At 56.3% G+C, this 22712-nt stretch carries 17 protein-coding genes; 14 read left to right on the forward strand and 3 right to left on the reverse strand.

Features of this window, described 5'->3' with window-relative positions; translation table 11 throughout:
* The first annotated feature begins 91 nt into the window (after positions 1 to 91).
* The 6 genes from gloB to LG300_RS08105 all read left to right on the forward strand — a co-directional run bounded on the left by gloB (position 92) and on the right by LG300_RS08105 (position 7894).
* Positions 92 to 859, forward strand: a complete 768-nt coding sequence (gloB, locus tag LG300_RS08080; protein ID WP_404377879.1) for a hydroxyacylglutathione hydrolase — start codon at positions 92 to 94, stop codon at positions 857 to 859.
* Between the two features lie 30 nt (positions 860 to 889).
* Positions 890 to 2119, forward strand: coding sequence for a transglycosylase SLT domain-containing protein (locus LG300_RS08085; protein ID WP_404377880.1), 1230 nt, complete (start codon positions 890 to 892; stop codon positions 2117 to 2119).
* A 72-nt stretch (positions 2120 to 2191) separates the two neighbouring features.
* Complete coding sequence (locus LG300_RS08090; RefSeq protein WP_404377881.1) at positions 2192 to 4063, forward strand: extracellular solute-binding protein; 1872 nt, start codon at positions 2192 to 2194, stop codon at positions 4061 to 4063.
* An 82-nt stretch (positions 4064 to 4145) separates the two neighbouring features.
* Positions 4146 to 5219: a microcin C ABC transporter permease YejB gene (locus LG300_RS08095; protein ID WP_404377882.1), complete on the forward strand. Its 1074-nt coding sequence runs from the start codon at positions 4146 to 4148 to the stop codon at positions 5217 to 5219.
* A gap of 1 nt (position 5220) precedes the next feature.
* Entirely contained in the window at positions 5221 to 6309 is a 1089-nt protein-coding gene (locus LG300_RS08100; protein WP_404377883.1) for an ABC transporter permease, read from the forward strand.
* The gene (locus LG300_RS08105) at positions 6302 to 7894 is read left to right on the forward strand and encodes an ABC transporter ATP-binding protein (protein WP_404377884.1); all 1593 of its coding nucleotides are present in this window, start codon (positions 6302 to 6304) and stop codon (positions 7892 to 7894) included. The genes LG300_RS08100 and LG300_RS08105 overlap by 8 nt, the downstream gene beginning before the upstream one ends.
* A gap of 159 nt (positions 7895 to 8053) precedes the next feature.
* Here the strand turns inward: LG300_RS08105 and LG300_RS08110 are convergent, their stop codons facing one another.
* Positions 8054 to 8758: a pseudouridine synthase gene (locus LG300_RS08110; RefSeq protein WP_404377885.1), complete on the reverse strand. Its 705-nt coding sequence runs from the start codon at positions 8756 to 8758 to the stop codon at positions 8054 to 8056.
* Positions 8758 to 9573, reverse strand: coding sequence for an amidohydrolase (locus LG300_RS08115; protein WP_404377886.1), 816 nt, complete (start codon positions 9571 to 9573; stop codon positions 8758 to 8760). The genes LG300_RS08110 and LG300_RS08115 overlap by 1 nt, the downstream gene beginning before the upstream one ends.
* Before the next feature lie 72 nt (positions 9574 to 9645).
* On the opposite strand from LG300_RS08115, the gene rarD reads away from it, so the two are divergent.
* Entirely contained in the window at positions 9646 to 10554 is a 909-nt protein-coding gene (gene rarD / locus LG300_RS08120; RefSeq protein ID WP_404377887.1) for an EamA family transporter RarD, read from the forward strand.
* Here rarD and LG300_RS08125 read toward each other — a convergent pair.
* Complete coding sequence (locus LG300_RS08125; RefSeq protein WP_404377888.1) at positions 10525 to 12183, reverse strand: methyl-accepting chemotaxis protein; 1659 nt, start codon at positions 12181 to 12183, stop codon at positions 10525 to 10527. The two genes, rarD and LG300_RS08125, sit on opposite strands and share 30 nt — an antisense overlap.
* Before the next feature lie 243 nt (positions 12184 to 12426).
* On the opposite strand from LG300_RS08125, the gene LG300_RS08130 reads away from it, so the two are divergent.
* From LG300_RS08130 to LG300_RS08160, 7 genes are all read left to right on the forward strand, one after another.
* The gene (locus tag LG300_RS08130) at positions 12427 to 14130 is read left to right on the forward strand and encodes a SulP family inorganic anion transporter (RefSeq protein ID WP_404377889.1); all 1704 of its coding nucleotides are present in this window, start codon (positions 12427 to 12429) and stop codon (positions 14128 to 14130) included.
* A 240-nt stretch (positions 14131 to 14370) separates the two neighbouring features.
* Positions 14371 to 15531 (forward strand): TAXI family TRAP transporter solute-binding subunit, encoded by a 1161-nt coding sequence (locus LG300_RS08135; RefSeq protein ID WP_404377890.1) that lies wholly within the window; start codon positions 14371 to 14373, stop codon positions 15529 to 15531.
* A gap of 49 nt (positions 15532 to 15580) precedes the next feature.
* Positions 15581 to 17587, forward strand: coding sequence for a TRAP transporter permease (locus LG300_RS08140; protein ID WP_404377891.1), 2007 nt, complete (start codon positions 15581 to 15583; stop codon positions 17585 to 17587).
* 20 nt (positions 17588 to 17607) lie between these two features.
* Entirely contained in the window at positions 17608 to 18753 is a 1146-nt protein-coding gene (locus LG300_RS08145; protein ID WP_404377892.1) for a TAXI family TRAP transporter solute-binding subunit, read from the forward strand.
* 188 nt (positions 18754 to 18941) lie between these two features.
* Positions 18942 to 20393: an enoyl-CoA hydratase/isomerase family protein gene (locus tag LG300_RS08150; RefSeq protein WP_404377893.1), complete on the forward strand. Its 1452-nt coding sequence runs from the start codon at positions 18942 to 18944 to the stop codon at positions 20391 to 20393.
* Positions 20390 to 21583 carry an acyl-CoA dehydrogenase family protein gene (locus LG300_RS08155; RefSeq protein ID WP_404377894.1) on the forward strand — a complete coding sequence of 398 codons (1194 nt, stop codon included), beginning with the start codon at positions 20390 to 20392 and terminating at the stop codon, positions 21581 to 21583. Before LG300_RS08150 ends, LG300_RS08155 begins: the two co-directional genes overlap by 4 nt.
* Before the next feature lie 10 nt (positions 21584 to 21593).
* Positions 21594 to 22712, forward strand: a complete 1119-nt coding sequence (locus tag LG300_RS08160) for an acyl-CoA dehydrogenase family protein (protein ID WP_404377895.1) — start codon at positions 21594 to 21596, stop codon at positions 22710 to 22712.

The raw sequence follows: 22712 nt of genomic DNA on the forward strand, positions 1-22712 counted from the left end.
CTTCCCTCCACAGTAACGTCTTTTTAACGTCGTTATGCGCCTAGCTTCCGCGCACACAGCCCGTCATTTTGAACCTTAAAGGATCTCGCCCATGATGAGCGTGACACCGATTCCTGCCCTAAGCGATAACTATATTTGGCTATTAAGACAGGATACCAGTCAAAGTGTTTGCGTGGTGGACCCCGGTGAAGCGGCACCTGTCATCGAGTTCCTAGAGCGTGAATCCCTCACGCTGGATAGTGTGTTAATCACCCATCACCACCAAGATCACACCGGCGGGCTAGATACACTCATCCAACGTTACGCTCCTCGGGTTATTGGGCCTGATAACCCCGAAATCAAAGGTATTGATGAGCGTGTAGGGGATGGCGACCAAGTGCGTATTATGGGCCGCCTGTTTGAAGTCATGGCAACCCCCGGCCATACTCTTGACCATATCAGTTACTTTACGCCGGGCATTCCCGCGCTACTATTCTGCGGCGACACACTTTTTTGTGCCGGCTGCGGGCGTCTTTTTGAAGGTACGCCAGAGCAGATGTTCAGCTCATTGCAGCGCTTTGCGGAACTACCTGAAGATACCCTGGTCTTTGCAGCACATGAATATACGCAGGCGAATCTAACGTTTGCCCGTGCTGCCGACCCTGACAATGATGCTGTCACACATGCACTGCAGGAGTGTGAGAAGGCACGGGCGTTAGACCGGCCAACTTTACCCAGCACGATAGGACGCGAGCTGAAAATCAACCCCTACCTGCGCGTGGGCACCGATAGCGTGCGCCAGGCAGCAGGCAGTCAGGGGGCAAACGATGATGATCTCGCCACGTTCACCACTCTGCGGGAGTGGAAGAACCGTTTTTAAGAACGCTATCGAATAGAAACGAACCAAACTATGACCTATCGAACGATTCGCCAGCGCTTACTGTTAAGCGCTGGCAGCACCGTAATAATGGGCCTTTTTATGGCCGCAGCGGCAAATTCCCAGGCCTCTGCCACTGATACGAATCACACCTACCCCCCCATTTCTAATGACGCAGCAATCGACGATGGCAACCAGCTAAACGCCAATCGCCTCCAGCCCACCGCGCTGCACCACCACTTCTGGGAAGCATTGGTGCTTGAACCACAGGACGCTTGGAGCTCGTTGCGCTCAAGCTTTCAATGGCAGGACAAAAACCTGCCCGCCGATGCCCAAGCCAGGGTCGATGAGTGGATTGAGTACTATCGCTCTAGCCCTCACAACATCGCGGCCATTACCGAACGTGCCACCCCCTGGCTTGCCTGGATTACTCAACAGGTTAGCGACCGCGGCCTACCCGGTGAAATTGCCCTGATCCCCTTTGTTGAAAGCTCGTTTGACCCCAATGCGCGCAGCCACCTTGGTGCCGCAGGCCTATGGCAGTTTATGCCGGGCACCGGCGATGCCTTGGGGCTCGTCCGTAACGGTAATTACGATGGCCGCCTGGATGTCTTAACCTCTACGAAAGCAGCGCTTGATTACCTGGAGATGCAGGCGGATCAGTGGTACGAAGGCGACCTGATGCTATCACTGGCGGCCTACAATGCCGGCGCCGGCACCGTGAACCGCGCACAGCGCCAGGCCCAGAGCCAAGGGCTAGCTGGCAAGTACTGGGATCTTTCCCTACCCCACGAAACCATGCAATACGTGCCTAAGCTCAAGGCGATTGCAACGATTATTAACGACCCAGAGAAGTACGGCGTTAGCCTACCGGAAATTCATCCAGACCCTGCTTTTGCCAAGGTACAGCTGGAACAGCCGGTTAGCCTTGCCCAAGCCTCCCAGTTGTTGGATGTCAGCCAGTCCGCGCTGGCCGAGCTAAACCCTGGCCTGCTAAACGGCAGTCTCGACCCACGCAGCGCACAAACGCTTCTCGTGCCTGAAGAAGTTGATACGCAGGTATTAGCTCAGCTTTCGCAGTCAGACGATACTGCACTGGCCTCAGCCAGCACGCCTGCCGTGCACCGCGTTGAAAGAGGCGACAATCTTTCCGCCATTGCCGCGCAGTATAATCTTGATCAGCAAGACTTAATCAGGTGGAATGCCATAGAGCGCCCGGAAGCGCTGCAGCCAGGACAGCTGCTGTCACTCTCTGGCCGGTAGATAGGGGAGTGTAGATGAGGGTAAGGCCTTACGGGGTGCTCACCTAGGTTTTGTTATTACAGGAAGTTACCAATGCCTCGCGGTGTGATATTCACTAAAACGCTGTTACTGATGGGCGGCTTGCTGCTGAGTGCGTCGCTGTTTGCCTCAGACGCGATCACTGACACCGCCGCCACTCCCGTTGAAACGGTGCATGGGCTATCGCTTTACGATAGCCCGGAGCTGCCGGAAGATTTCGAACACTTCCCCCACGTTAACCCGCAAGCCCCTAAGGGCGGCTCTATCACCCATACCGCCGTGGGCGGCAGCTTCGATTCCACCAACCCTTTTATTATCCGCGGCACCCCTGCCACCGGCATTTCGCAAATTTATGACACGCTGATGGCCAGCAATCCCAACGAGCCGTTTAGCCTCTATGGTTTGCTAGCGAAAGGGGTGCGCCTGGACCCAGAGCGCCGCTGGATTGAGTTCGACCTACGTGAGGAAGCCCGCTTTCAGGATGGCGAGCCGGTCACTGCCTACGACGTAGTATTCTCCTTTGACTTGCTACGTGAAGAGGGTAACCCCTTCTATGCCAGCTATTATGCGGGCGTTGAGCGGGTCATCGCTATAAACGAACATCAGGTACGTTTCGAGTTCAACGATACCGAGTCGCGGGAGCTGCCGCTGATTGTGGCCCAGCTACCCATTCTTCCCCGCCACTATTGGGAACCCCGTGACTTTAGCGCCCCAACCCTGGAAGCACACCCAGGTTCCGGCCCCTACCGCATCAGCGAAGTCGACCCAGGGCGGCGTATTGTGTACCAGCGCGACGAGAACTACTGGGGCAAGGACCTGCCGGTCAACGTCGGCCGTTACAACATCGACCGCGTGATTTACGAGTACTACCGCGACCGAGATATCGCTTGGGAAGCCTTTAAAGCCGGCCTCACCGATTTTCGTATCGATGCCCGCGCGGCAACCTGGGCCATTGGCTATGACTTTCCCGCTTACCGCGACGGTCTGATCAAACGCATCACGGTACCCGACGTCAACCCGTCGATGATGCAGGCATTTGTCTTCAACCTGCGTAAAGAGAAGTTCCAGGACCCCCGAGTGCGGGAAGCCCTGAGCCTGACGTTTGACTTCCCGTGGCTAAATACCAACATTTTCTACGACACTTACCAGCGTACCGAAAGCTTCTTTCAAAACTCGGAAATGGAAGCCGTAGGCAAGCCCTCGGAGGAGGAGCTGGCGCTACTTGAACCCTTTCGTGAGGAGCTGCTGGCCTCCCATCGTTCAGAGCGGCTGTTTACCGACCCTCTGCCGATTGAACATCCCGTAGCGCTGCGTGAGCGGCTAAGGCTAGCGCTTGAGCTGCTGCGCGAAGCGGGCTACCGCGTCGACGACGGGATATTGGTGAACCCCGAAGGCCGCCCGCTTTCGCTGGAAGTACTGCTTTACGACTCAGGCTTAGAGCGCGTTGTGCAGCCCATGCTGCGGAACATGGCGCGCTTGGGTATTCAGACCTCCCTACGCATTGTCGATATCAACCAGTACCTTAACCGCGTGCGGGATTATGACTACGACATGGTGATCAGTCACTTCCCGCAATCTAACAATCCCGGTAACGAACAGCGGGACTACTGGACCAGCGCCGCCGCTGAAGCGCCGCAAAGCCGCAACCGAATGGCACTGGCCCACCCTGCCGTTGATGCCCTGGTGGAAGAGATCATTCGGGCCGATGACCGAGAGTCGCTGGATACCGCAACCCGTGCCCTTGATAGGGTGCTGCGCTGGGGCTTTTATGTGATCCCCCACTACCACTCCGGCGAGACACGCATTGCAGTATGGGATAAGTTTGGTTACCCGGAACCATTTCCCGCCTACGCCATGGATTTAGATGCCTGGTGGGTAGATAGCGAACGTGAAGCAGTGCTGCAGCAACGTAATCGCCGCCGCTAGCACTGATGCTAGCATGGGCTCGCCGCTGGGCATCGCCCAAAACAATCGCTTGTTGAGTTGACATCATTTCGTGGAGTGCGCTGTGGCACGTTATACCCTACGCCGACTGCTACTAATGATCCCGACCCTGTTCGGGATCATGCTGCTTAACTTCATGATTGTGCAAGCCGCCCCCGGCGGGCCAATTGACCAAATGCTGGCGCGTTTTGAAGGCGCCAACGCCATGGCCAGCACGCGGCTGGATATGGGCGGTGCCGATGTACAGGTCAACGATGACTCCCGTGGGGCGCGCGGTATCGACCCGCGCTTTATCGAACAGTTGGAGCAGCAGTTTGGCTTTGATAAGCCTGCCCACGAACGCTTCATCGGCATGATGGCGGACTATCTCACCTTCGATTTCGGCACCAGCTTCTTTAGAGACAGGCCGGTGATTGACCTGATGATCGAGCGGCTGCCGGTGTCGATCTCCCTCGGTTTATGGACCACCCTGCTGGTCTATGTGATTTCTATTCCGTTGGGCATTCGTAAAGCCCTGCGCCACGGTTCACGCTTCGACGTATGGACATCGGGGCTGGTCATTATCGGCTATGCGATTCCTGGTTTTCTGTTCGCCATTCTACTGATCGTACTGTTTGCTGGCGGCACCTACCTGGACTGGTTCCCGCTGCGCGGGCTGACCTCGCCAGACTTTGCCGAGCTATCCGCCTGGGACAAAGTGAAAGACTACTTCTGGCACATCACCCTGCCGGTCATCGCGGCGGCCATTGGCAGCTTCGCCACCCTTACCATGCTGACCAAAAACAGCTTCCTGGATGAGATCCACAAACAATATGTACTCACCGCCCGCGCCAAAGGCGCCGATGAGCAGCGCGTGCTGTATGGGCACGTATTCCGCAATGCCATGCTGATTATTATCGCGGGCCTGCCCTCGGCGATGATCGGTATTTTCTTCACCGGCGCGCTCTTGATTGAGGTGATTTTTTCCCTGGATGGGCTGGGCCTTTTAGGGTTTGAGGCCGTTATGCAGCGGGACTATCCGGTAATCTTCGGTACGCTGTTTCTCTATACCGTCATCGGCCTGCTGCTCAAACTGATCTCGGACTTAACCTATGTGTGGGTTGATCCGCGTATCGATTTCGCGTCGAGGGAGTCTTGATATGCACGCCATTACCCCACGCCTCTCACCGATCACTTTGCGCCGACTGGCGGCGTTTAAAGCTAACCGCCGTGCTCGTATCTCGCTGTGGCTCTTTGGCATCTTATTCATTATTAGCCTGTTTGCCGAGCTGATCGCCAACGACAAACCAATTGTGATGCAGTATGACGGCCAGTGGTACGTGCCGCTGCTGGTGGATTATCCAGAAACCGAGTTCGGAGGTTTCCTGCCTACCCGTACCGACTACCTGGACCCGTTTATTCAGCAACAGATCAGCGACCACGGCTGGGCGCTCTGGCCGATCATTCCGTTCTCTTATCAAACCCTGGATATGCAGATGACGCGGCCTTCGCCTGCGCCGCCGGATAGCCGCCACTGGCTGGGCACCGACGACCAGGGCCGCGACGTACTGGCGCGAGTCATCTATGGATTTAGGCTTTCCGTGGCATTTGCGCTCGTGCTCACCGCTGGGTCCTTGGTCATTGGGGTATTCGCAGGCGGCGTACAGGGCTATTTTGGTGGCAAGGTGGACCTGATTGGCCAGCGAGTCACCGAGATTTGGTCGGGCCTGCCGGTGCTGTTTTTACTGATCATTTTAGCCAGCTTTGTACAGCCAGGCTTCTGGTGGCTGCTGGGTATCATGCTGCTCTTCTCCTGGCTGGGGCTAGTGGATATTGTTCGTGCCGAATTTTTGCGCGCTCGCAACCTAGAGTACGTTCGCGCCGCCAAAGCCATGGGGCTTCCTTCACGGCTGATTATGTGGCGGCACGTACTGCCTAATGCCATGGTCGCCACGCTGACGTTTATTCCCTTTCTGTTCACTGGTGCCATCGGCACGTTAACCGCACTGGACTTCCTCGGCTTTGGGTTGCCACCGGGCGCTCCATCGCTGGGTGAGCTAGCCGCCCAGGGCAAAAATAACCTGCACGCCCCCTGGTTAGGGATCACCGCCTTTATGACCCTGGCGATCATGCTTTCCCTGCTGGTATTTATTGGCGAAGGCCTGCGTGATGCCTTCGACCCACGCCACGTTAAACCGCGGCCACTCTCTGTCCAGGAAACCTCTGCCCAGGAAACGTCCCATGTCTGAACCCACTGCCAAACCGCTACTGCAACTTAAAGAGCTAACGGTGTCTTTTGATGGCAATGTGGTCGTGGACGCCCTCTCGCTCTCGATTCACGCTGGCGAAACGCTGGCCATTGTCGGGGAATCCGGCTCGGGTAAGTCGGTTTCCGCCCTGGGAGCCATCGACCTACTGCCAAGCAATGCAGAAGTGCGCGGTCAGCGCTGGCTAGAAGAGACCGACTTGACGCGACTAAACAAGCGCGACTGGAACGGCATTCGTGGCAATCGCGTTGGGTTCATTTTTCAGGAGCCGATGACCTCGCTTAACCCGCTGCACCGCATTGGTAAGCAGATTGGCGAAACGCTGCGGCTACACCAAGGCTTGAGCGGCCAAGCAGCCCGCAGGCGGGCAAAAACGCTATTAGAGCAAGTCAAATTGCCCCGTGCCGAAGAGCTGCTGGATGCCTGGCCCCACCAACTCTCTGGCGGGCAGCGCCAGCGGGTGATGATTGCCATGGCCATTGCCAACAACCCCGCGCTACTGATTGCCGATGAACCCACCACCGCACTCGATGTCACCGTGCAGCAGGAGATTCTCGCGCTGCTTAAAGAGCTGCGCGACCAGCACGGCATGGGCGTACTGCTGATTAGCCATGACTTAAACCTAGTACGCCGCCACGCCGACCGCGTCTGCGTGATGTATCAGGGCAAGGTTCAGGAAACCGGCCACGTTGCTGAAGTGTTTAGCAACCCACAAAGCGATTACACCAAGGCGCTGATTGCCGCCGAACCCGAAGGCCGCCCTACAGAACCCGCAAACACCACGCCTCTACTGACAACACAGCAACTGCGGGTAAGCTTTAAGCGGCCTAAAACGGGGCTGTTTCAGCGCCAGCCCCCCGCCTTTGAGGCGTTAAAGGCCACCAACCTGACTATTGCCCCCGGTGAAACCTTGGGCATTGTTGGGGAATCGGGGTCCGGTAAAACGACGCTCGCCTCAGCGATTATGCGTTTGGTCGCCAGCCAGGGTGAGGTGCAGCTTGGCGATGCACCGCTCAGCCAGCTTTCGGGGGATGCGCTCCGCCGCCAACGCCACCGGCTACAGATGGTGTTCCAGGACCCCTACGGCGCCCTTTCACCGCGGATGCCGGTATTCGATATTGTCAGTGAAGGCTTGCGCTTTCACTTCCCAACGCTGAGTGAAGCAGAGGTCACCGAACGGGTTCACCGCACTTTGAGGGAAGTTGGCTTACCGGAAAGCTGTGCGGCCCGCTACCCCCACGAGTTCTCTGGTGGACAGCGTCAGCGCATTGCGGTGGCGCGGGCAATTATTCTAGAGCCGGAACTGTTGGTGCTAGATGAACCAACTTCAGCGCTTGACCGCACCGTGCAAAAGCAGCTGGTTGTGCTGCTGCGCGAACTGCAAGCCCGCCGCCAGCTTAGCTACCTCTTTATCAGCCACGACTTAGCCGTGGTACGGGCGATGGCCCACCGAGTAATGGTGCTGAAAGATGGTGAAGTGGTTGAACAAGGCGACTGCCTGAATGTGCTTGCCGACCCTCAACACGCCTACACCAAAGCACTCATTGAAGCTGCGCACTTGCACTAAGTACCTGTTTAACTTTTACTTTTTGTTTAAGCAATTTTTCGGGTAATTTGTTGTATTTAATTTATTAAGATAACGGTATAAAAAATAGTATTTTTGCACAAGCAAAACGCCGCAATAAGCATCTAGCCCAATTGCGGCGTCTCAACGAAAAGCAGTCGCTTAGAAGCTGGCGATTTCTTCTGGGGTAAGCTCCCGCCATTCGCCAGGAGCAAGGTCATCGGGCAGCACTACATCACCAATCGAGCGGCGATGTAGCGCGTTAACGTGGTTGCCTAAAGCGGCAAACATGCGCTTCACCTGATGGTAGCGCCCTTCGGTAATGGTAAGTTCCGCTTGCTGCGGGGTAATAAAGCGCAGCATGGCGGGCTGGGTAGGCGTTTCCTCGCCTTCCAGTAAAATACCCTCAGCCACTTGGTCTATCGCCCGCTGGGCGGCCTCGCCTTCCATCGGCTCGGCTAACTCAGCCACATAGACTTTGGCACAGCGGTGGCGTGGCGAGGTCACTCGGTGCGACCACTGGCCGTCATCGGTGAGCAGTAGTAGGCCGGTGGTGTCCACATCCAACCGCCCTACCGGCTGTAACCGCTCCACTTTGGGCAAGTCGATAATATCGATCACCCTCGGGTACAGGCCGCGGCGGGCCGTACACTCCACATCTACCGGTTTGTGCATCATCACGTAGCGCAGCCCTACCAGGGCAAGCCGTTCGCCGTTAAGCTTCACTTCGTCGTGTTCGGTATCTACCTGGGTGGCCGCCTGCTTGATCGGCTCGCCGTTGAGCGTCACTTCACCGTTTTTGAGCGCACGTTTTGCGAGGCTGCGGGTTAGCGGCGTGGTCTCACTTAAAAAACGATCAAGGCGCATTATTGCCCCACTCCTGGCAGTAACGAAAAGCGGTCGGCATCTTGCCAGGCAGGAAATTTTTCACGAAAGGCATCGAGTTCCGTTTTATCTAGCGTCCCCGTTTCAATAAACGGGGTATGGGCAGGATGGTCGATCAGCGGTTCGCCTTTAAAATCGACCAGCATGGAGTCGCCGCTATAGGCCAGCCCCTTGGCGTCTTCGCCCACGCGGTTAACGCCCACCACGTAGGCGAGGTTTTCCACCGCACGCGCCTGAAGCAAGGTACGCCACGGATGCCGCCGAGGAGCGGGCCAATTAGCCACGCACAGGATGGCATCATACTCGAAATGCTCGCCCTCTGCTGGCTGCTGGCGCATCCACACGGGAAAACGCAAGTCATAGCAGACGCTAAGCTGCAGCTTAAAACCGTTGAGTTCTACGATGTGGCGCTGCTTGCCCATGCCATAGCGTTCATGCTCACCCGCCATGCGAAACAGGTGGCGCTTGTCGTAGTAGCTCACTTCCCCCGTAGGCGTTGCCCACACCATACGGTTGTAGTACTGGCCGTTGTCAACAATGGCCACACTGCCGGTCATCACGCAGCCCCTTGCCTTCGCCTGGGTTTGCAGCCAGGCAACGCTTTGGCTCTCTCCCATGGGCTGCGCCATTTCCCGGGAATTCATGGTGAAACCGGTGGCAAACATTTCAGGCAGTACAATCAGGTCAGTGTCGCGGCTATCCAGCTCGCCTAGTAACGCCTCTAAATGCGTATGGTTGGCCTGGGGGTCTTCCCAGCGTAAGTCGCATTGCACCAGGCTAGTTTTTAATTGACTCATGCCGCGTCTCCTTTACATCGGTGTCTTTATGAATTGTGTGCTAGATTAGCATTTTTACTTAATGAGGCTGCTATGCTTCCATCGCCACCTAAAGACCCCGAAGCAGTCAAAGGCGTCATGTTTGGCTTAACCGCCTATACCATGTGGGGCTGCTTCCCGCTATTCTTTGCCCTTTTTGACGGTATCCCGGCCTTTGAGATTTTGATCCACCGAATTGTGTGGTCATGTCTGTTCTTAGTGGGGCTAATTAGCGCGCTGCGCCGCTGGCCACCGGTTGTGGCGGCGCTAGTGGAGCCTAGGCGTTTAGGCCGGGTATTAGCCTGTGCGCTGCTCATCGCCTTTAACTGGGGTATCTATATTTATGCGGTGGAGAGCAAGCAGGTACTGCAAGCCAGTTTAGGCTACTTTTTAACGCCGTTGGTAAACGTAGCACTAGGCATGTTAGTGCTACGCGAAGTCATGGCAAAACTGCAGCTAGTCGCACTGGGTCTTGCCAGCCTTGCTATTGCGATTCAATTTATCATGCTAGGGGAATTACCGTGGCTTAGCCTACTGCTTGCCCTTAGTTTCGGCAGCTATGGGCTGTTTCGTAAGCAGGTGCCGCTAGATGGGTTATCAGGCCTGTTTGTGGAAACGCTGCTGCTGTTCCCGCTGGCGCTAATGGCGCTTACCTGGATGAGCTGGCAAGGCGAATCGCACTTTCTCCACGATGCCCCCATGTCCGCGCTATTAGTCGTGAGTGGCATCTTAACTGCTCTACCGTTAATGGCCTTCGCAGGCGCGGCGCGGCGCCTACGCTTAGCCACGCTGGGGTTTTTAATGTATATCAACCCCAGCATGCAATTCTTAATTGCTTTGACAATCTTCGGTGAGCCGCTGGGCATGATCCAACTAGTGACATTCTTAATGATCTGGACCGGGCTTGCGCTCTACTCATGGTCCTCATGGCAGTCACGCCCGCGCCAAGCGGCGGTTTCCTGACGAAGCAGATGGCAGCGCTGGCTGCTCTTCATGAGCTACACTCGTTTCCGTGCTTTTTTCCGGCTGATAGCCAACACGGAAACCACCCCAGTGCTTGCCATTAATGTAAATTGGCACCGAAAGATCGTGCATGATCTCACCAGTATCACGCTTGTAGGTTTGCAGTAGCAGCGGTTTCTCGTGGGCACCGCAGCGACTACCGGTAGGATCGTCGAAAATACGCTTGCTGCGGCAATACTTCAGATCGTGGTCATAATCACCGGTTGGTTCGCGGCTCACTGCGGCATTGTGGGTAGGCACATAGCCGTTACGGTCGCAGGCAATGGCGTAGCCCAGTCCATACTCGGTTAGTAGTGGCTCCTGCAGGGTAGGAAGATGCTGGTCAGTAAAGGTATCAAAGCCTGTATGGTAAAGCGGCGGCCGGGTGCCGCTAATGGCGGCGTAGTCCGGTTGGAACAGCGCTCTTTCCGATAATTCACCGCGGGCAATGGCTTTTTCAAACAGCTTGCCAATGCGGTCAGCCGTTTGGCGGGCAGCCAGGAAAACCGTTTGATGTCGCCCTTGTAGACGCTGCTGTGCCAACTCTCCATCAACGCCCTCCGCGGCATCCATGAGCGCGCGTGCCTGAAGCGCCAGCTCGTGCATATTGCGATTGCCCTCATCCACATCATCTTCCAACTGGCGCAAGCCATCGGCAACCGTTTGACTATGCTCTTTCGTACTGGCCATGGCATCGGCAACGCTGGTGATCTCTCGTTGGACTTCATCAAACTCTTCGGTCATCGTGGCTAAACTGCTGCCCACCCGCTGCATCCCTTGGGAGCGCTCGCGGACACGGGTCATCAAATCCCCCATGGTGGAAACCACACTCTGACCGCTCTGGTGCATATCTTTCACCAGCTCATCAACACTTTGCGTCGCAGTCGAGGTTTTCAAAGCGAGGTTTCTTACCTCCCCTGCCACTACGGCAAAGCCTCTACCATGCTCACCCGCACGGGCGGCTTCAATGGAAGCATTCAACGAAAGTAGGTGTGTCTGTTCAGCAATACCCTCAATCATCGAAGTAACGCTGCGAACCCGTTCGATTTTATCGTTCAGTGCGGTCAGCATCTCCAAGGCTTGGTCGGAACGCTCTGCAACATCGGTCATGTCACGGATGATAGCGGTCAGCTCATCGTGATTATGATGACTGGCCTGACGAGCATTTTCCGCCAGCGTTGCTACCTGAGAGGCACTTGCACTGACCTGCATAATCGCCGTATTAATCGCGCCCATGCTGGAGGACGCTTCGCTGGCCATACTCTCCTGTTTCCCCAGACGTTGGGCCATCAGGTCGGCATAGTGAGACACCTCCGCCGAGGCAATCGCAGTACTGCTAGCCTGGTTCATCAACCGATACGCCATCGCCCGTAGGGCTCTATAATCACGCAGCGGCTTTAGGCCGACGGCCGACTGATTCAAGCGCTGCCGGTCAGCGCCATAAACGCTATACAACCCGCTCACCACAACTCCCATACCGCCTAATGCAGCGCACGGAACCGCAAGGTATTGCCAACCTTCTGGTAGCGACACCAACCAGATAGAAGCGATCAAGAGTAGCAGTGACACCAGCAAACGAAGTAGTCGCATGTGAGGTACTCTGTTGTAGTTAACATGTTTGCGCCATGGAGCGATGCGAATCGGGAGAGTATTTCTTCTCAGTTAGCTTAACGGGTTATGCTAATGAAAGAAGTAGCACTTTGGGGGAAGAGCGCTGGCAATACGTACTGACAAGGGAACAGATCAATGCCGTAATTAACGGCATAACGCGCTAAAATGTGCCCACTTTTTTAGGCCGTTCTTTAGAACTCTCGGCGGATGCCGTAGGAGCTTATGTTTAAGCGCTATTTACCCATTTTCACTTGGCTACCCCATTACCACAAACGCTTGCTAGGTGCCGATCTCTTAGCAGGAGTCATCGTAACCATCATGGTGATCCCTCAATCGCTGGCTTACGCCCTGCTGGCAGGCTTGCCAGCCGTGGTAGGACTCTATGCAAGCATTCTTCCCCAGCTGCTCTATACCTTTCTTGGCACTAGCCGAACCCTGGCGGTAGGCCCAGTCGCCATTATTGCGCTGATGACCGGCGCGGCGTTATCCGCAGTGGCGGCTCCTGGCAGCGCCGAGTACCTGCAGGCAGCGCTGGTGCTCTCGTTACTCTCAGGCGGCATTTTGGTGGCCATGGGGGCGCTGAAGATGGGATTTTTCAGCAACTTTTTAAGCCACCCGGTTATTTCTGGATTTTTAACCGCATCGGGGATTCTAATTGCCGTCAGCCAATTAGGAAGCCTGTTAGGAGTCGCCAGTAGCGGCTTCACTTTGGTAGAGCGTTTGGTGACGCTGCTGCCTAACCTGCCCACATTTAACCCTTATACCTTCGCTATTGGCGGCGGAACGCTGCTGTTTCTAGTGCTCATGCGCCGCTATGGCAAACAGAGTTTAATAAACATGGGCTTATCAGCCACATTGGCTGATTTGATTACCAAAGCAGGCCCCGTCTTTGCGGTCATCGTTACCACGCTCGCTACCTGGTACTGGCAGCTGGCTTATCAAAAAGGAGTCGCAGTAGTAGGTACCATTCCCAGCGGCCTGCCGGCGCTTAGCTTTCCTTGGGGAGACGCCTCGCTGTGGCGAGCGCTTTTGATACCTGCCATGCTGATCAGCTTGGTTGGGTTTGTGGAGTCGGTTTCCATGGGCCAGATGCTGGCCGCAAAACGGCGCCAGCGAATTTCCCCCAATCAGGAGCTGATTGGCCTGGGCGCAGCCAACCTAGCCGCTGGTTTTACCAGCGGTATGCCGGTAACAGGTGGTCTTTCACGCACCGTAATCAACTACGATGCCGGCGCGCAAACGCCTGCCGCTGGTGCGTTTGCTGCACTCGGCATTGCGCTGGTGACCATGGCCTTTACCGGCTGGCTCTACTACCTGCCCATTGCTACCTTGGCGGCAACCATCACGGTTTCTATCCTAACCTTGGTGGACATTCCCATGCTGCGCCAAACTTGGCGCTACTCCCGCAGCGACTTTGCGGCCATGGCGGTGACTATTCTATTAACCCTGGTAGAAGGGGTCGAAGCAGGCATTATTGGCGGTGTGACCTTGTCTATCGCACTCTTTTTATACCGCACCAGCCGTCCTCACAGCGCCTTGGTGGGCCGAGTGCCCGATACCGAGCACTTTCGTAACGTAGAGCGTCACGATGTGGAAACGGTCAGCAACGCCGCCCTGTTACGTATCGATGAAAGCCTCTACTTCGCCAATGCCCGCTATCTGGAAGATACCGTTTACAACCTAGTAGCAAGCCACCCCGAACTTGAGCATGTAGTGCTGATATGTTCTGCGGTGAACCTGATCGACGCGTCCGCCCTAGAGAGCCTGGATGCCATTAACGCCCGTTTGAAAGACTCCGACGTCAAGCTGCACCTCTCCGAGGTGAAAGGGCCGGTCATGGATCAGCTGAAAAAAAGCGACTTTCTCGGCGCATTAACCGGCCGGGTATTTCTCAGCACCTACGCCGCATGGCGGGAATTTTCCTAGCCCCACTTCCGAGCATTACTTACCATTAACCCATTGAAAAGCCAGGCGATTGCCTGGCTTTTTGCGTATGGCTTATGACTATTTTTTTCTTCTTTCTAGAACGGCGTTGACAGCCTCTCTGGGCTTACCTACTATCATTCGACCACTTAGCAAAACCAAATACCGCATAGCAAAACATAAAGTAACTAAACGTAACAACCGCCATTTCATTTCCAACAACCACAATAAAGGAGCATCTCAATGCGTCCATTTGCTCACCGCCTACTTATCGCAGCACTTCCCCTATCTTTGTTAAGCGCATCGATGAGCCATGCCAGCGATGTGGAACTTCCCAATACTATGGCCTGGACCGCCTATGGCACCAACTCCAGCGGTTACGCCCAAGCCGTTGCCATTGGCAATATGCTGCAGAACAAGTACGACTCTTCTGTGCGTATTCTGCCTGGCGACAACGATGTCTCCCGTATGACACCGCTGAAACAAGGCCGAGTAGATCTTTGCGCCTGTGGCATTGCCAGCTATTACGGTGCTGAAGGGGTCATGATGTTTGCCGACCGGGATTGGGGTCCACAGCCGCTGCGCGTTATTACCACCTCTACAGCCTCTTTTGGACTGTCACTGGCCGTCGCGGGAGATTTAGACGTTGAAACCCCCGCAGATTTGGCAGGCAAGCGTATTGCCTATATTCGCGGTGACGACGCTTTGAACAAAGGCACCGAGGCCTATCTCGCCTTTGGTGGACTAACATGGGATGACGTTGAACGCGTTGATTACCCCGGCTACGCCCGCTCTTTTGACGGCATTATTGCCGGTGATGTAGACGCCTCGTTTACGACCACGGTCACGCCGCCCGCTCAGCAGCTGGCCAGCAGCCCGCGTGGCATTAGCTGGCCGGTGCTCGATCCCAACGATGAAGCCGGCTGGGAGCGGATGACCGCTGTGGCGCCCTACTTCCGCCCTCATGAAGTCACTGCCGGTGCAGGCGGCATTAGCGCCGACAACCCAGTACCCAGTGCCAGCTACCCCTACCCGATTGTGGTCGCCAACCAAGATCTTGATGACAACGTCGCTTACGGTTTAATCAAAGCGATGCAGGAGAACTACGACGATTACAAAGATAACGCGCCAGGTGCCGTTGGCTACGCACTGGAGTACCAAGATCTACAGTGGGTCATTCCCTTCCATGACGCCGTCGTGGAGTACTACAAAGAGATCGATGTGTGGACCGATGAAATGCAAGCACATCAAGACAAGCTCGTAGAGCGGCAAAACCTATTAATGCAAGCCTGGGAGCAGTTTATGCAAAACGCTCCTAGCGACGCAGATGCATTCACTACCGAGTGGATGGCAGCCCGCGCTACGGCGCTAACGGATGCTGGCTTCGAACCAATCTTCGAGTAACTCGCCACGGGGCGGCGCTCGCCGCCCCTGCTGATTGATGGAACGTCCTATGACCACCGATACGCCACCTGCTAACACGCCGCAGGTTAAAGAAAAGATCAGCCAAATACGCGAGCTGCCCCCGGTACTTCGTTGGGTGCCCGCCACCGTCACCGTGTTACTGATGATGATGACGCTGGACTACCTGTTTAACTGGGGCTGGCTCACTTTCGTGACCGGGCTGGAAACCCAGTTTTACTACGCAGTTGTCGCGCTACTGCTGCCGTTAGTGTTTTTGCTTTGGCCCATGCGCAGCAGCCAACAGGAACAGACAATCCCGTGGTATGACTACCTGCTCAGTGCTATCACACTGATCGTTGGCGGCTACTTTGTTTACAACGCAGTACCTATTCTGGAGCGCGGCTGGGCGTTTGCAGCCCCAGATATCGCCATTTATTTTAGCTACGCCTACTGGGTATTGATTATCGAGGCAGCACGCCGGGCCGGTGGTTTGCCGATTGCCATTATCGCCGGGATGTTCTCTCTTTACCCCTTGGTGGCAGATATTGTTCCCGGACCTATTCAGGCCTTCCCTTCCAGTTTAGAAGAGACCGCCATGTACCACACCATGAGCACCGAAAGCATCATGGGGGTACCTCTACAGGCCTTTGCAGGTTTAGTCATTGGTTTTCTAGTCTTTGGCGTGGTGTTGCAAAAAAGCGGCGGCGGCAAATTCTTTATTAACCTAGCCTTTGCTTTGCTCGGCCACGTCCGCGGCGGACCGGCTAAGGTGTCGATTTTCTCAAGCGGCCTGATGGGTTCTATGAGCGGCAGCGTGATTAGCAACGTGCTGACCACCGGCGTTCTCTCAATTCCTGCCATGCGCCGCATTGGCATGAGCCGCTCATTTGCCGGCGGTGTGGAAGCCTGTGCCTCAACGGGTGGTGTGCTGATGCCCCCCGTGATGGGTGCTACCGCCTTCGTCATGGCGATGTTTTTGGATATTCCCTACGCTGCGGTTGCCCTGGCAGCGGTAATTCCGTCCATTCTCTACTTCCTTGGCCTGTTTATCCAAATCGATGCTTACGCCGCGCGTAATGACATTAAAGGCCTCCCGGCGATTGAGCTACCTTCCATCAAGCAAACTCTGAAAGAGGGTTGGTACTTTATCTTTGTCTTTGGCCTGCTGGTCTGGATGCTGCTAGTCATGCAACGGGAAGCAGTTGCCCCCTTCTACGCCACCGCTCTGCTGCTGATCCTGAACCAACTCTCTAAACAAAATCGCTGGGGCTGGAAGGATGTCACCGAAACGCTGTCATCTGCAGCCAAGCTGTTTGCCGAGCTCATCGCCATTCTGGCGGGCGTGGGTATGCTGGTAGGCGCGCTCTCCATGACCGGCCTGTCGGGCACCATTGCCAACGACTTTATCAATATTGCTGGTGGTAGCGTGCCGCTGCTGCTGATTATGGGCGCGGTCACCAGCTTTGTGCTGGGCATTGGCATGACCGTCACCGCTGCCTACATCTTCCTAGCAGTCGCCCTAGCACCCGCGCTGATTCAAGGTGGCGGACTGGACCCCATGGCGGTACACATGTTCATTCTCTACTGGGGCATGCTCAGCTTTATTACGCCACCCGTGGCGCTGGGTGCCTTCGCCGCCGCCACCGTAGCTGGCGCCCGCCCGATGGAAACCGGCCTGCAAGCCATGCGCCTAGGCAGCGTCATTTACTTTATCCCTTTCCTATTCGTGCTTAACCCGGCGCTGATTATGCAGGGCGAGCCGCTGATGATCATCGCCGTATTTATCCAGGCAGTCATCGGCATCATCCTGTTTGCCTCCGCGATGCAAGGCTACCTCATGGGGGTTGGTCGACTGGGCTATGGCGCGCTGCAGGAAATCGTGATTCGCGCCCTGGTACTGATCGCCGGGCTACTGCTGGCGCTACCAGGCGGTGGCATGGTGCCACTAAGCCAATGGGAATTAATTGGGTTAGCCGCAGCGGCTCTGCTACCGGGCGTTGTCCTTGCCCGCCTTAGCCAGCGCTATCATCAGCGTTCGCACACTGCTAACGCTTAATACCACTATCGAGGATATTTATGAGCACAAAAACAACCCTCACCCTCGTACTTAGTAGCCTAACCGCTGGCCTGCTCACTGCGGGCAGCGCCAGCGCCATGCCCAACACGCTGAATTGGACAGCTTATGGCACCGGCACCAGCGGACATGCACAGATCATGGCGATTAGCCAGCTGCTGCAGGAGGAGCATGGTACTCAGTCCCGCGTTATTCCCGGTGAAAACGACACTATGCGTATGACGCCGCTGAAAACCGGTCGTGTAGATCTCTGCGCCTGCGGTATTGCCAGCTATTACGGTTCCGAAGGCGTGATGATGTTCGCTGGGCCTGACTGGGGCCCGCAACCGATACGCGTGATTTCCACCTCCATGGCAAGTTTTGGGTTAGGCATGGCGGTGGCAGGCGACGTGGACATTGAGTCCATCGCCGATCTTAAAGGCAAGCGGTTAGCCTACCTACGCGGCGACGACGCGCTGAATAAAGCCGCCGAGGCCTACCTGGCATTTGCTGGTTTGACCTGGGATGACGTCGAGCGCGTCGACTTCCCAGGTTACAACGCCGCCTTCGACGGTATTATCAGCGGCCGCGCCGATGCCGCGATTACCACCACCGTCACCCCCGCCGCCCAACGCTTGGCGGCTAGCCCCCGCGGTTTACAGTGGCCAGAACTGCCTACTGATGATAAGGCTGGCTGGGCGCGGATGCTGGACATAGCGCCCTACTTTCAACCTCACGAGGTTACCTCAGGCGCTGGCATTGATGCCGAGCAGCCGCTGGCCAGCGCCAGCTACCCCTACCCTATTATGGTGAGTAACGCCGATTTAGCGCCGGAAACGGTCACTGGCTTGATTACCACGTTGGTGGAGTCGTTTGACGACTATAAAGACAACGCCCCAGGGGCTAGCGGCTATGCGCTTGAGAATCAAAACATGACCTGGGTGGTGCCTTTCCACGATGCCGTGGTGGAGTACTACCAGGAAAGCGGTGTGTGGACCGATGAAATGGAGGCTCATCAAAACGCTCTGGTTGAACGTCAACAGCTGCTAATGGACACCTGGGAAACCTATCAAGCCAATGCGCCCGAAGAGGAAGCGGCATTTATCGACGGCTGGATGGAAACCCGGCGCGCCGCCTTACAGGAAGCTGGGTTAAACCCCATTTTCTAATTATATTTTAATATCATTACGAAAAGTTCTTACTTAAGGCCGCCTCTGAGCGGCCTTTTGTTTAGCCCGCTAAATTCCGCAATGCAGAATCATATTTTGCATTATTGACTCCAACGGCGTCTTTCGCCATGATCACCAAATTCCGAACAACAATCTTATATTCCACATAGCGAAACAAGGAAGCCTCTATGAGTGTTCACTACCAGCGACACGGCGAGGTTGGCGTCATCAGTATCGCTAACCCGCCCGTCAATGCTTTAAGCCAAACGGTGCGTAACGGTTTGCTCAGCACCCTTAAAGAAGGAGTGGCCGATCAACAGGCTAAGGCACTGGTGGTGATGGCAGAGGGGCGAACCTTCATTGCCGGTGCCGATATACGAGAATTTGGTAAGCCGCCCCAAGCGCCGCTGCTACCGGACGTGATTACACAGTTGGAAGCCTGCCCCAAACCGCTCATCGCATCGCTACATGGCACCGCGCTAGGCGGCGGCTTGGAAGTCGCGCTGGGTTGCCATTATCGGGTTGCACTGTCAGGCACCCGCGTTGGCTTACCAGAAGTGAAGCTTGGCTTACTGCCCGGCGCTGGCGGCACCCAGCGGTTGCCCCGCTTGGTAGGTGTGGAAAGATCCTTAGACATCATCACCAGCGGACGCTTTGTAGAGGCCGATGAAGCGCTTGAAATCGGCATTATTGATGGCATCAGTGATGCCCAAACGCCGCTGGAGGCAGGTTTGGCAGCGGCAAAAGAGGTATTAGCGGGACAACAGCAGGCGCGCATCACCGGGCAGTTACCTGCCCCAGAGGCCAACCCCCAAGCCATTGCCGCTGTGCAAGAACAGCTTGAAACCAACACACCGGCACTGTTTTCACCGTTTCGCATTGTGGAAGCTATTGACGCCTGCACGAAAGCGGCATCGCTGGAAGAGGGTCTGCGCCGCGAGCGGGAGCTGTTTCTGGCCTGTATGGACTCCCCACAGCGCGCTGGGCTGATTCACCTCTTTTTTGCCGCAAGAAGCCCACACGTGGTACCTGGAGTAGACAACGCTGGGCCTTTTGAGCATGTTGCTTTGATCGGCGAGCACCCGCTGTTCGACAAGCTGCATCACGCTGCCCAGCGCGCTAACGTGACACTTACCGACACCCCTGACGCCAGCACTGAGCTGTGCCTGCTCGCCCCTGGCGCAGATGCAAGCGCCTGCCCCTCTCAGGCGGTTACCGTGGCGCTGCAGTCGTTAACCGCCAGCGCCACAGCCACGCCTCTCAGCCTCGTAGTTGCCGAGCGCGGCCAGTTCCATGAGTTGGTCAATCACAGCGCCAGCGCGACCGACCAGCAGCGGGTGGCATTAACGCTTAAAGCCCTGCGCTCCAACGTGGTGGTGAGCAAGTCGAATAGCGTGCTGAGCACCCTTTATAAAGCCACAAAGCAAGCGCCCAACAACGACGCTCAGTCAGCCATGGAGCAGGCGAGCCTGACGCTAGCGCAGCAAGGCGCCTGCTACCGCGAGAGCGATATTGACCTGCTGGCAGTGGAAGCGCTGGGCTACCCACGCCACCTGGGCGGGCCACATCGCCAAGCCACTCTGCTTTCTACTCATTCATCGACTCACAAAAAGACGCCTTCCAAGGATGCACACTCATGAATCTGACGTTTAGCCCCGAAGAGCAGGCATTCCGCGAGGAAGTCCGCCGATTTTTAGCCGATGCACTGCCGAGTGATATTCGTGAGCGAGTGCGCCTAGGCCGCCATCTGCGTGCCGATGACCACATTCGCTGGCAGAATATTCTCAGCGATCAAGGGTGGCTTGCCGCCAACTGGCCTGTTGAGCACGGCGGCCCAGGCTGGGGATCGGTGCAGCGGCATATCTTCGATGAAGAGTGCGCGGCCGCCCACGCCCCTACGGTGGTGCCCTTTGGCGTCAACATGGTCGCGCCGGTCATCATGAAATTTGGCAGCGTTGAGCAGCAACAGCACTACCTGCCGCGTATCCTGAAGAATCAGGATTGGTGGTGCCAGGGCTACTCCGAACCGGGTGCTGGCTCGGATTTGGCTGGTTTATCCACCCGCGCCGTACGCGATGGTGACCACTACATCGTCAATGGCCAGAAAACCTGGACCACCCTGGGCCAGCACGCCAACATGATGTTCTGTTTGGTGCGCACCGACCCCCATGCAAAAAAGCAGGCGGGTATCAGCTTCTTGCTGATTGATATGCAGAGCCCTGGTATTACTGTACGACCGATTATTACTCTCGACGGTGCCCATGAGGTCAACGAGGTATTTCTCGACAACGTTCGCGTGCCGGTGGAGAACCGCGTAGGCGAAGAGGGTCAAGGGTGGACCTGCGCCAAATTCCTACTAACCCACGAGCGCACCGGCATTGCCGGTCTTGGCCACGCCAAACAAGCACTGCGCCATTTGAAGTCCCTCGCTTCTCGCGTACAGCATCGCGGCAAACCGCTTTTATCACTGCCCAGCTTTCGCCAACGGGTGATTAAAGCCGAGCTTGAGCTGATGGCGCTGGAGGTGACCAACCTACGCGTAATTGCCGCAGCGCGAGATGGCGGCGTGCCGGGTGCAGAGAGCTCGCTGCTAAAAGTACGCGGCTCTGAGCTGCGCCAGGAGATCAGCGAACTCACCCGCCGTGCGCTTGGGCCTGCTGCACTGCCGTTCTTCCCCGAGTTTCTCCATGGTAATGAATCGCTGGATGATGAATACGCCCAAGGTGCTGCCGCCAGCGCCCAGTATTTTAATCGTCGCAAGCTGTCGATTTATGGCGGTGCTAACGAGATTCAAAAAAGCATCGTCGCTAAAACCATTTTAGGTATGTAAGGGGGTCACCATGGATTTTGCACTCACCGACGAGCAGCGCATGCTCGAAGAGACACTGACACGCTTAGTGGCCGACCAGGTAACGCCCGAGCAGCGCCTCGCTATGCTGGAAGCGCCAGCCCAAGGGGCTAGCCCGCTATGGCGCACGTTCGCAGAATTAGGCCTGCTGCATATGCCGTTTAGCGAAGACGTAGGCGGGCTAGGCGGCGACGGCACCGATTTAATGATTATTATGCAAGCGTTGGGGCGCGGCTTGGTGCCGGAAGCGTACCTGTTTGGGTTAGTCATACCGGGGCAGTTGCTTGCGTTATGCGCCAACTCAGCACAGCAGGAGCGCTGGCTGGCTCCGCTGTTGGAAGGTGAACACCAGCTCGCCTTGGCTTGGCAAGAACACATCGCCCGCTATGACGCTTTCGATATTTCGACCCAAGCGAGCCAACACGATGGCCAGTGGCAGCTTAACGGCCGCAAAGATGTAGTGATGAATCTCGGCAATGCCGCCGCCACGCTGGTGACCGCCCAACTGCCCAGCGGCAAGTTAGGGCTGTTTATCGTGCCTGCGGATACCCAAGGCATCGCTTTACATACCTACCGCACGATGGATGACCAGCCCGCCGGTGACCTAACGTTGAACAGCGTGACTCTGCCGCTAGAGAACTGCCTAAGCGAAGACGCCAGTGACGCCCTGGCAGAGGTGCTGGCCCTGGGCCGCGCCGCACTGTGCGCCGAGGCCATCGGTGCAATGGAAACCGCCTGCGACCAAACCCTCGCCTATTTAAAAGAGCGCAAGCAGTTTGGCCTGCCGCTGGCCACATTCCAGGCGCTACAGCACCGCATGGTGGATATGCACCTTCACTTAGAGCAGTCGCGCTCTATGGCGATTCTCGCCGCCACCAGCCTCTCGCTGCCTGCTGATGAGCGGAACTATAAAATCGCCGCGGCCAAGGCTTACTGCGGCGAGTCTGCGCGCTTTATTGCGGAACAGGCCATTCAGCTTCATGGCGGCATGGGCATGACCGAAGAGTGCTACGTGGCCCACTACGCCAAACATCTGGTGATGTTTGATCACTACCTGGGCGACAGCGACTATCACCTTGAGACGGTGAGCGAACAGCTCGACGCCGCCTAA

The sequence above is a fragment of the Vreelandella aquamarina genome, from assembly GCF_044805175.1.
In the GTDB taxonomy this organism is placed as follows: domain Bacteria; phylum Pseudomonadota; class Gammaproteobacteria; order Pseudomonadales; family Halomonadaceae; genus Vreelandella; species Vreelandella aquamarina_B.

What these genes read in the sequence shown, in the direction of transcription:
- LG300_RS08135 (WP_404377890.1), top strand. Translation starts at nt 14,371, where the DNA reads ATGCGTCCATTTGCTCACCGCCTACTTATCGCAGCACTTCCCCTATCT.
- LG300_RS08150 (WP_404377893.1), top strand. Translation starts at nt 18,942, where the DNA reads ATGAGTGTTCACTACCAGCGACACGGCGAGGTTGGCGTCATCAGTATC.
- LG300_RS08130 (WP_404377889.1), top strand. Translation starts at nt 12,427, where the DNA reads ATGTTTAAGCGCTATTTACCCATTTTCACTTGGCTACCCCATTACCAC.
- LG300_RS08115 (WP_404377886.1), bottom strand. Translation starts at nt 9,573, where the DNA reads ATGAGTCAATTAAAAACTAGCCTGGTGCAATGCGACTTACGCTGGGAA.
- LG300_RS08145 (WP_404377892.1), top strand. Translation starts at nt 17,608, where the DNA reads ATGAGCACAAAAACAACCCTCACCCTCGTACTTAGTAGCCTAACCGCT.
- LG300_RS08100 (WP_404377883.1), top strand. Translation starts at nt 5,221, where the DNA reads ATGCACGCCATTACCCCACGCCTCTCACCGATCACTTTGCGCCGACTG.
- LG300_RS08110 (WP_404377885.1), bottom strand. Translation starts at nt 8,758, where the DNA reads ATGCGCCTTGATCGTTTTTTAAGTGAGACCACGCCGCTAACCCGCAGC.
- LG300_RS08090 (WP_404377881.1), top strand. Translation starts at nt 2,192, where the DNA reads ATGCCTCGCGGTGTGATATTCACTAAAACGCTGTTACTGATGGGCGGC.
- gloB (WP_404377879.1), top strand. Translation starts at nt 92, where the DNA reads ATGATGAGCGTGACACCGATTCCTGCCCTAAGCGATAACTATATTTGG.
- LG300_RS08085 (WP_404377880.1), top strand. Translation starts at nt 890, where the DNA reads ATGACCTATCGAACGATTCGCCAGCGCTTACTGTTAAGCGCTGGCAGC.
- rarD (WP_404377887.1), top strand. Translation starts at nt 9,646, where the DNA reads ATGCTTCCATCGCCACCTAAAGACCCCGAAGCAGTCAAAGGCGTCATG.
- LG300_RS08155 (WP_404377894.1), top strand. Translation starts at nt 20,390, where the DNA reads ATGAATCTGACGTTTAGCCCCGAAGAGCAGGCATTCCGCGAGGAAGTC.
- LG300_RS08160 (WP_404377895.1), top strand. Translation starts at nt 21,594, where the DNA reads ATGGATTTTGCACTCACCGACGAGCAGCGCATGCTCGAAGAGACACTG.
- LG300_RS08125 (WP_404377888.1), bottom strand. Translation starts at nt 12,183, where the DNA reads ATGCGACTACTTCGTTTGCTGGTGTCACTGCTACTCTTGATCGCTTCT.
- LG300_RS08105 (WP_404377884.1), top strand. Translation starts at nt 6,302, where the DNA reads ATGTCTGAACCCACTGCCAAACCGCTACTGCAACTTAAAGAGCTAACG.
- LG300_RS08140 (WP_404377891.1), top strand. Translation starts at nt 15,581, where the DNA reads ATGACCACCGATACGCCACCTGCTAACACGCCGCAGGTTAAAGAAAAG.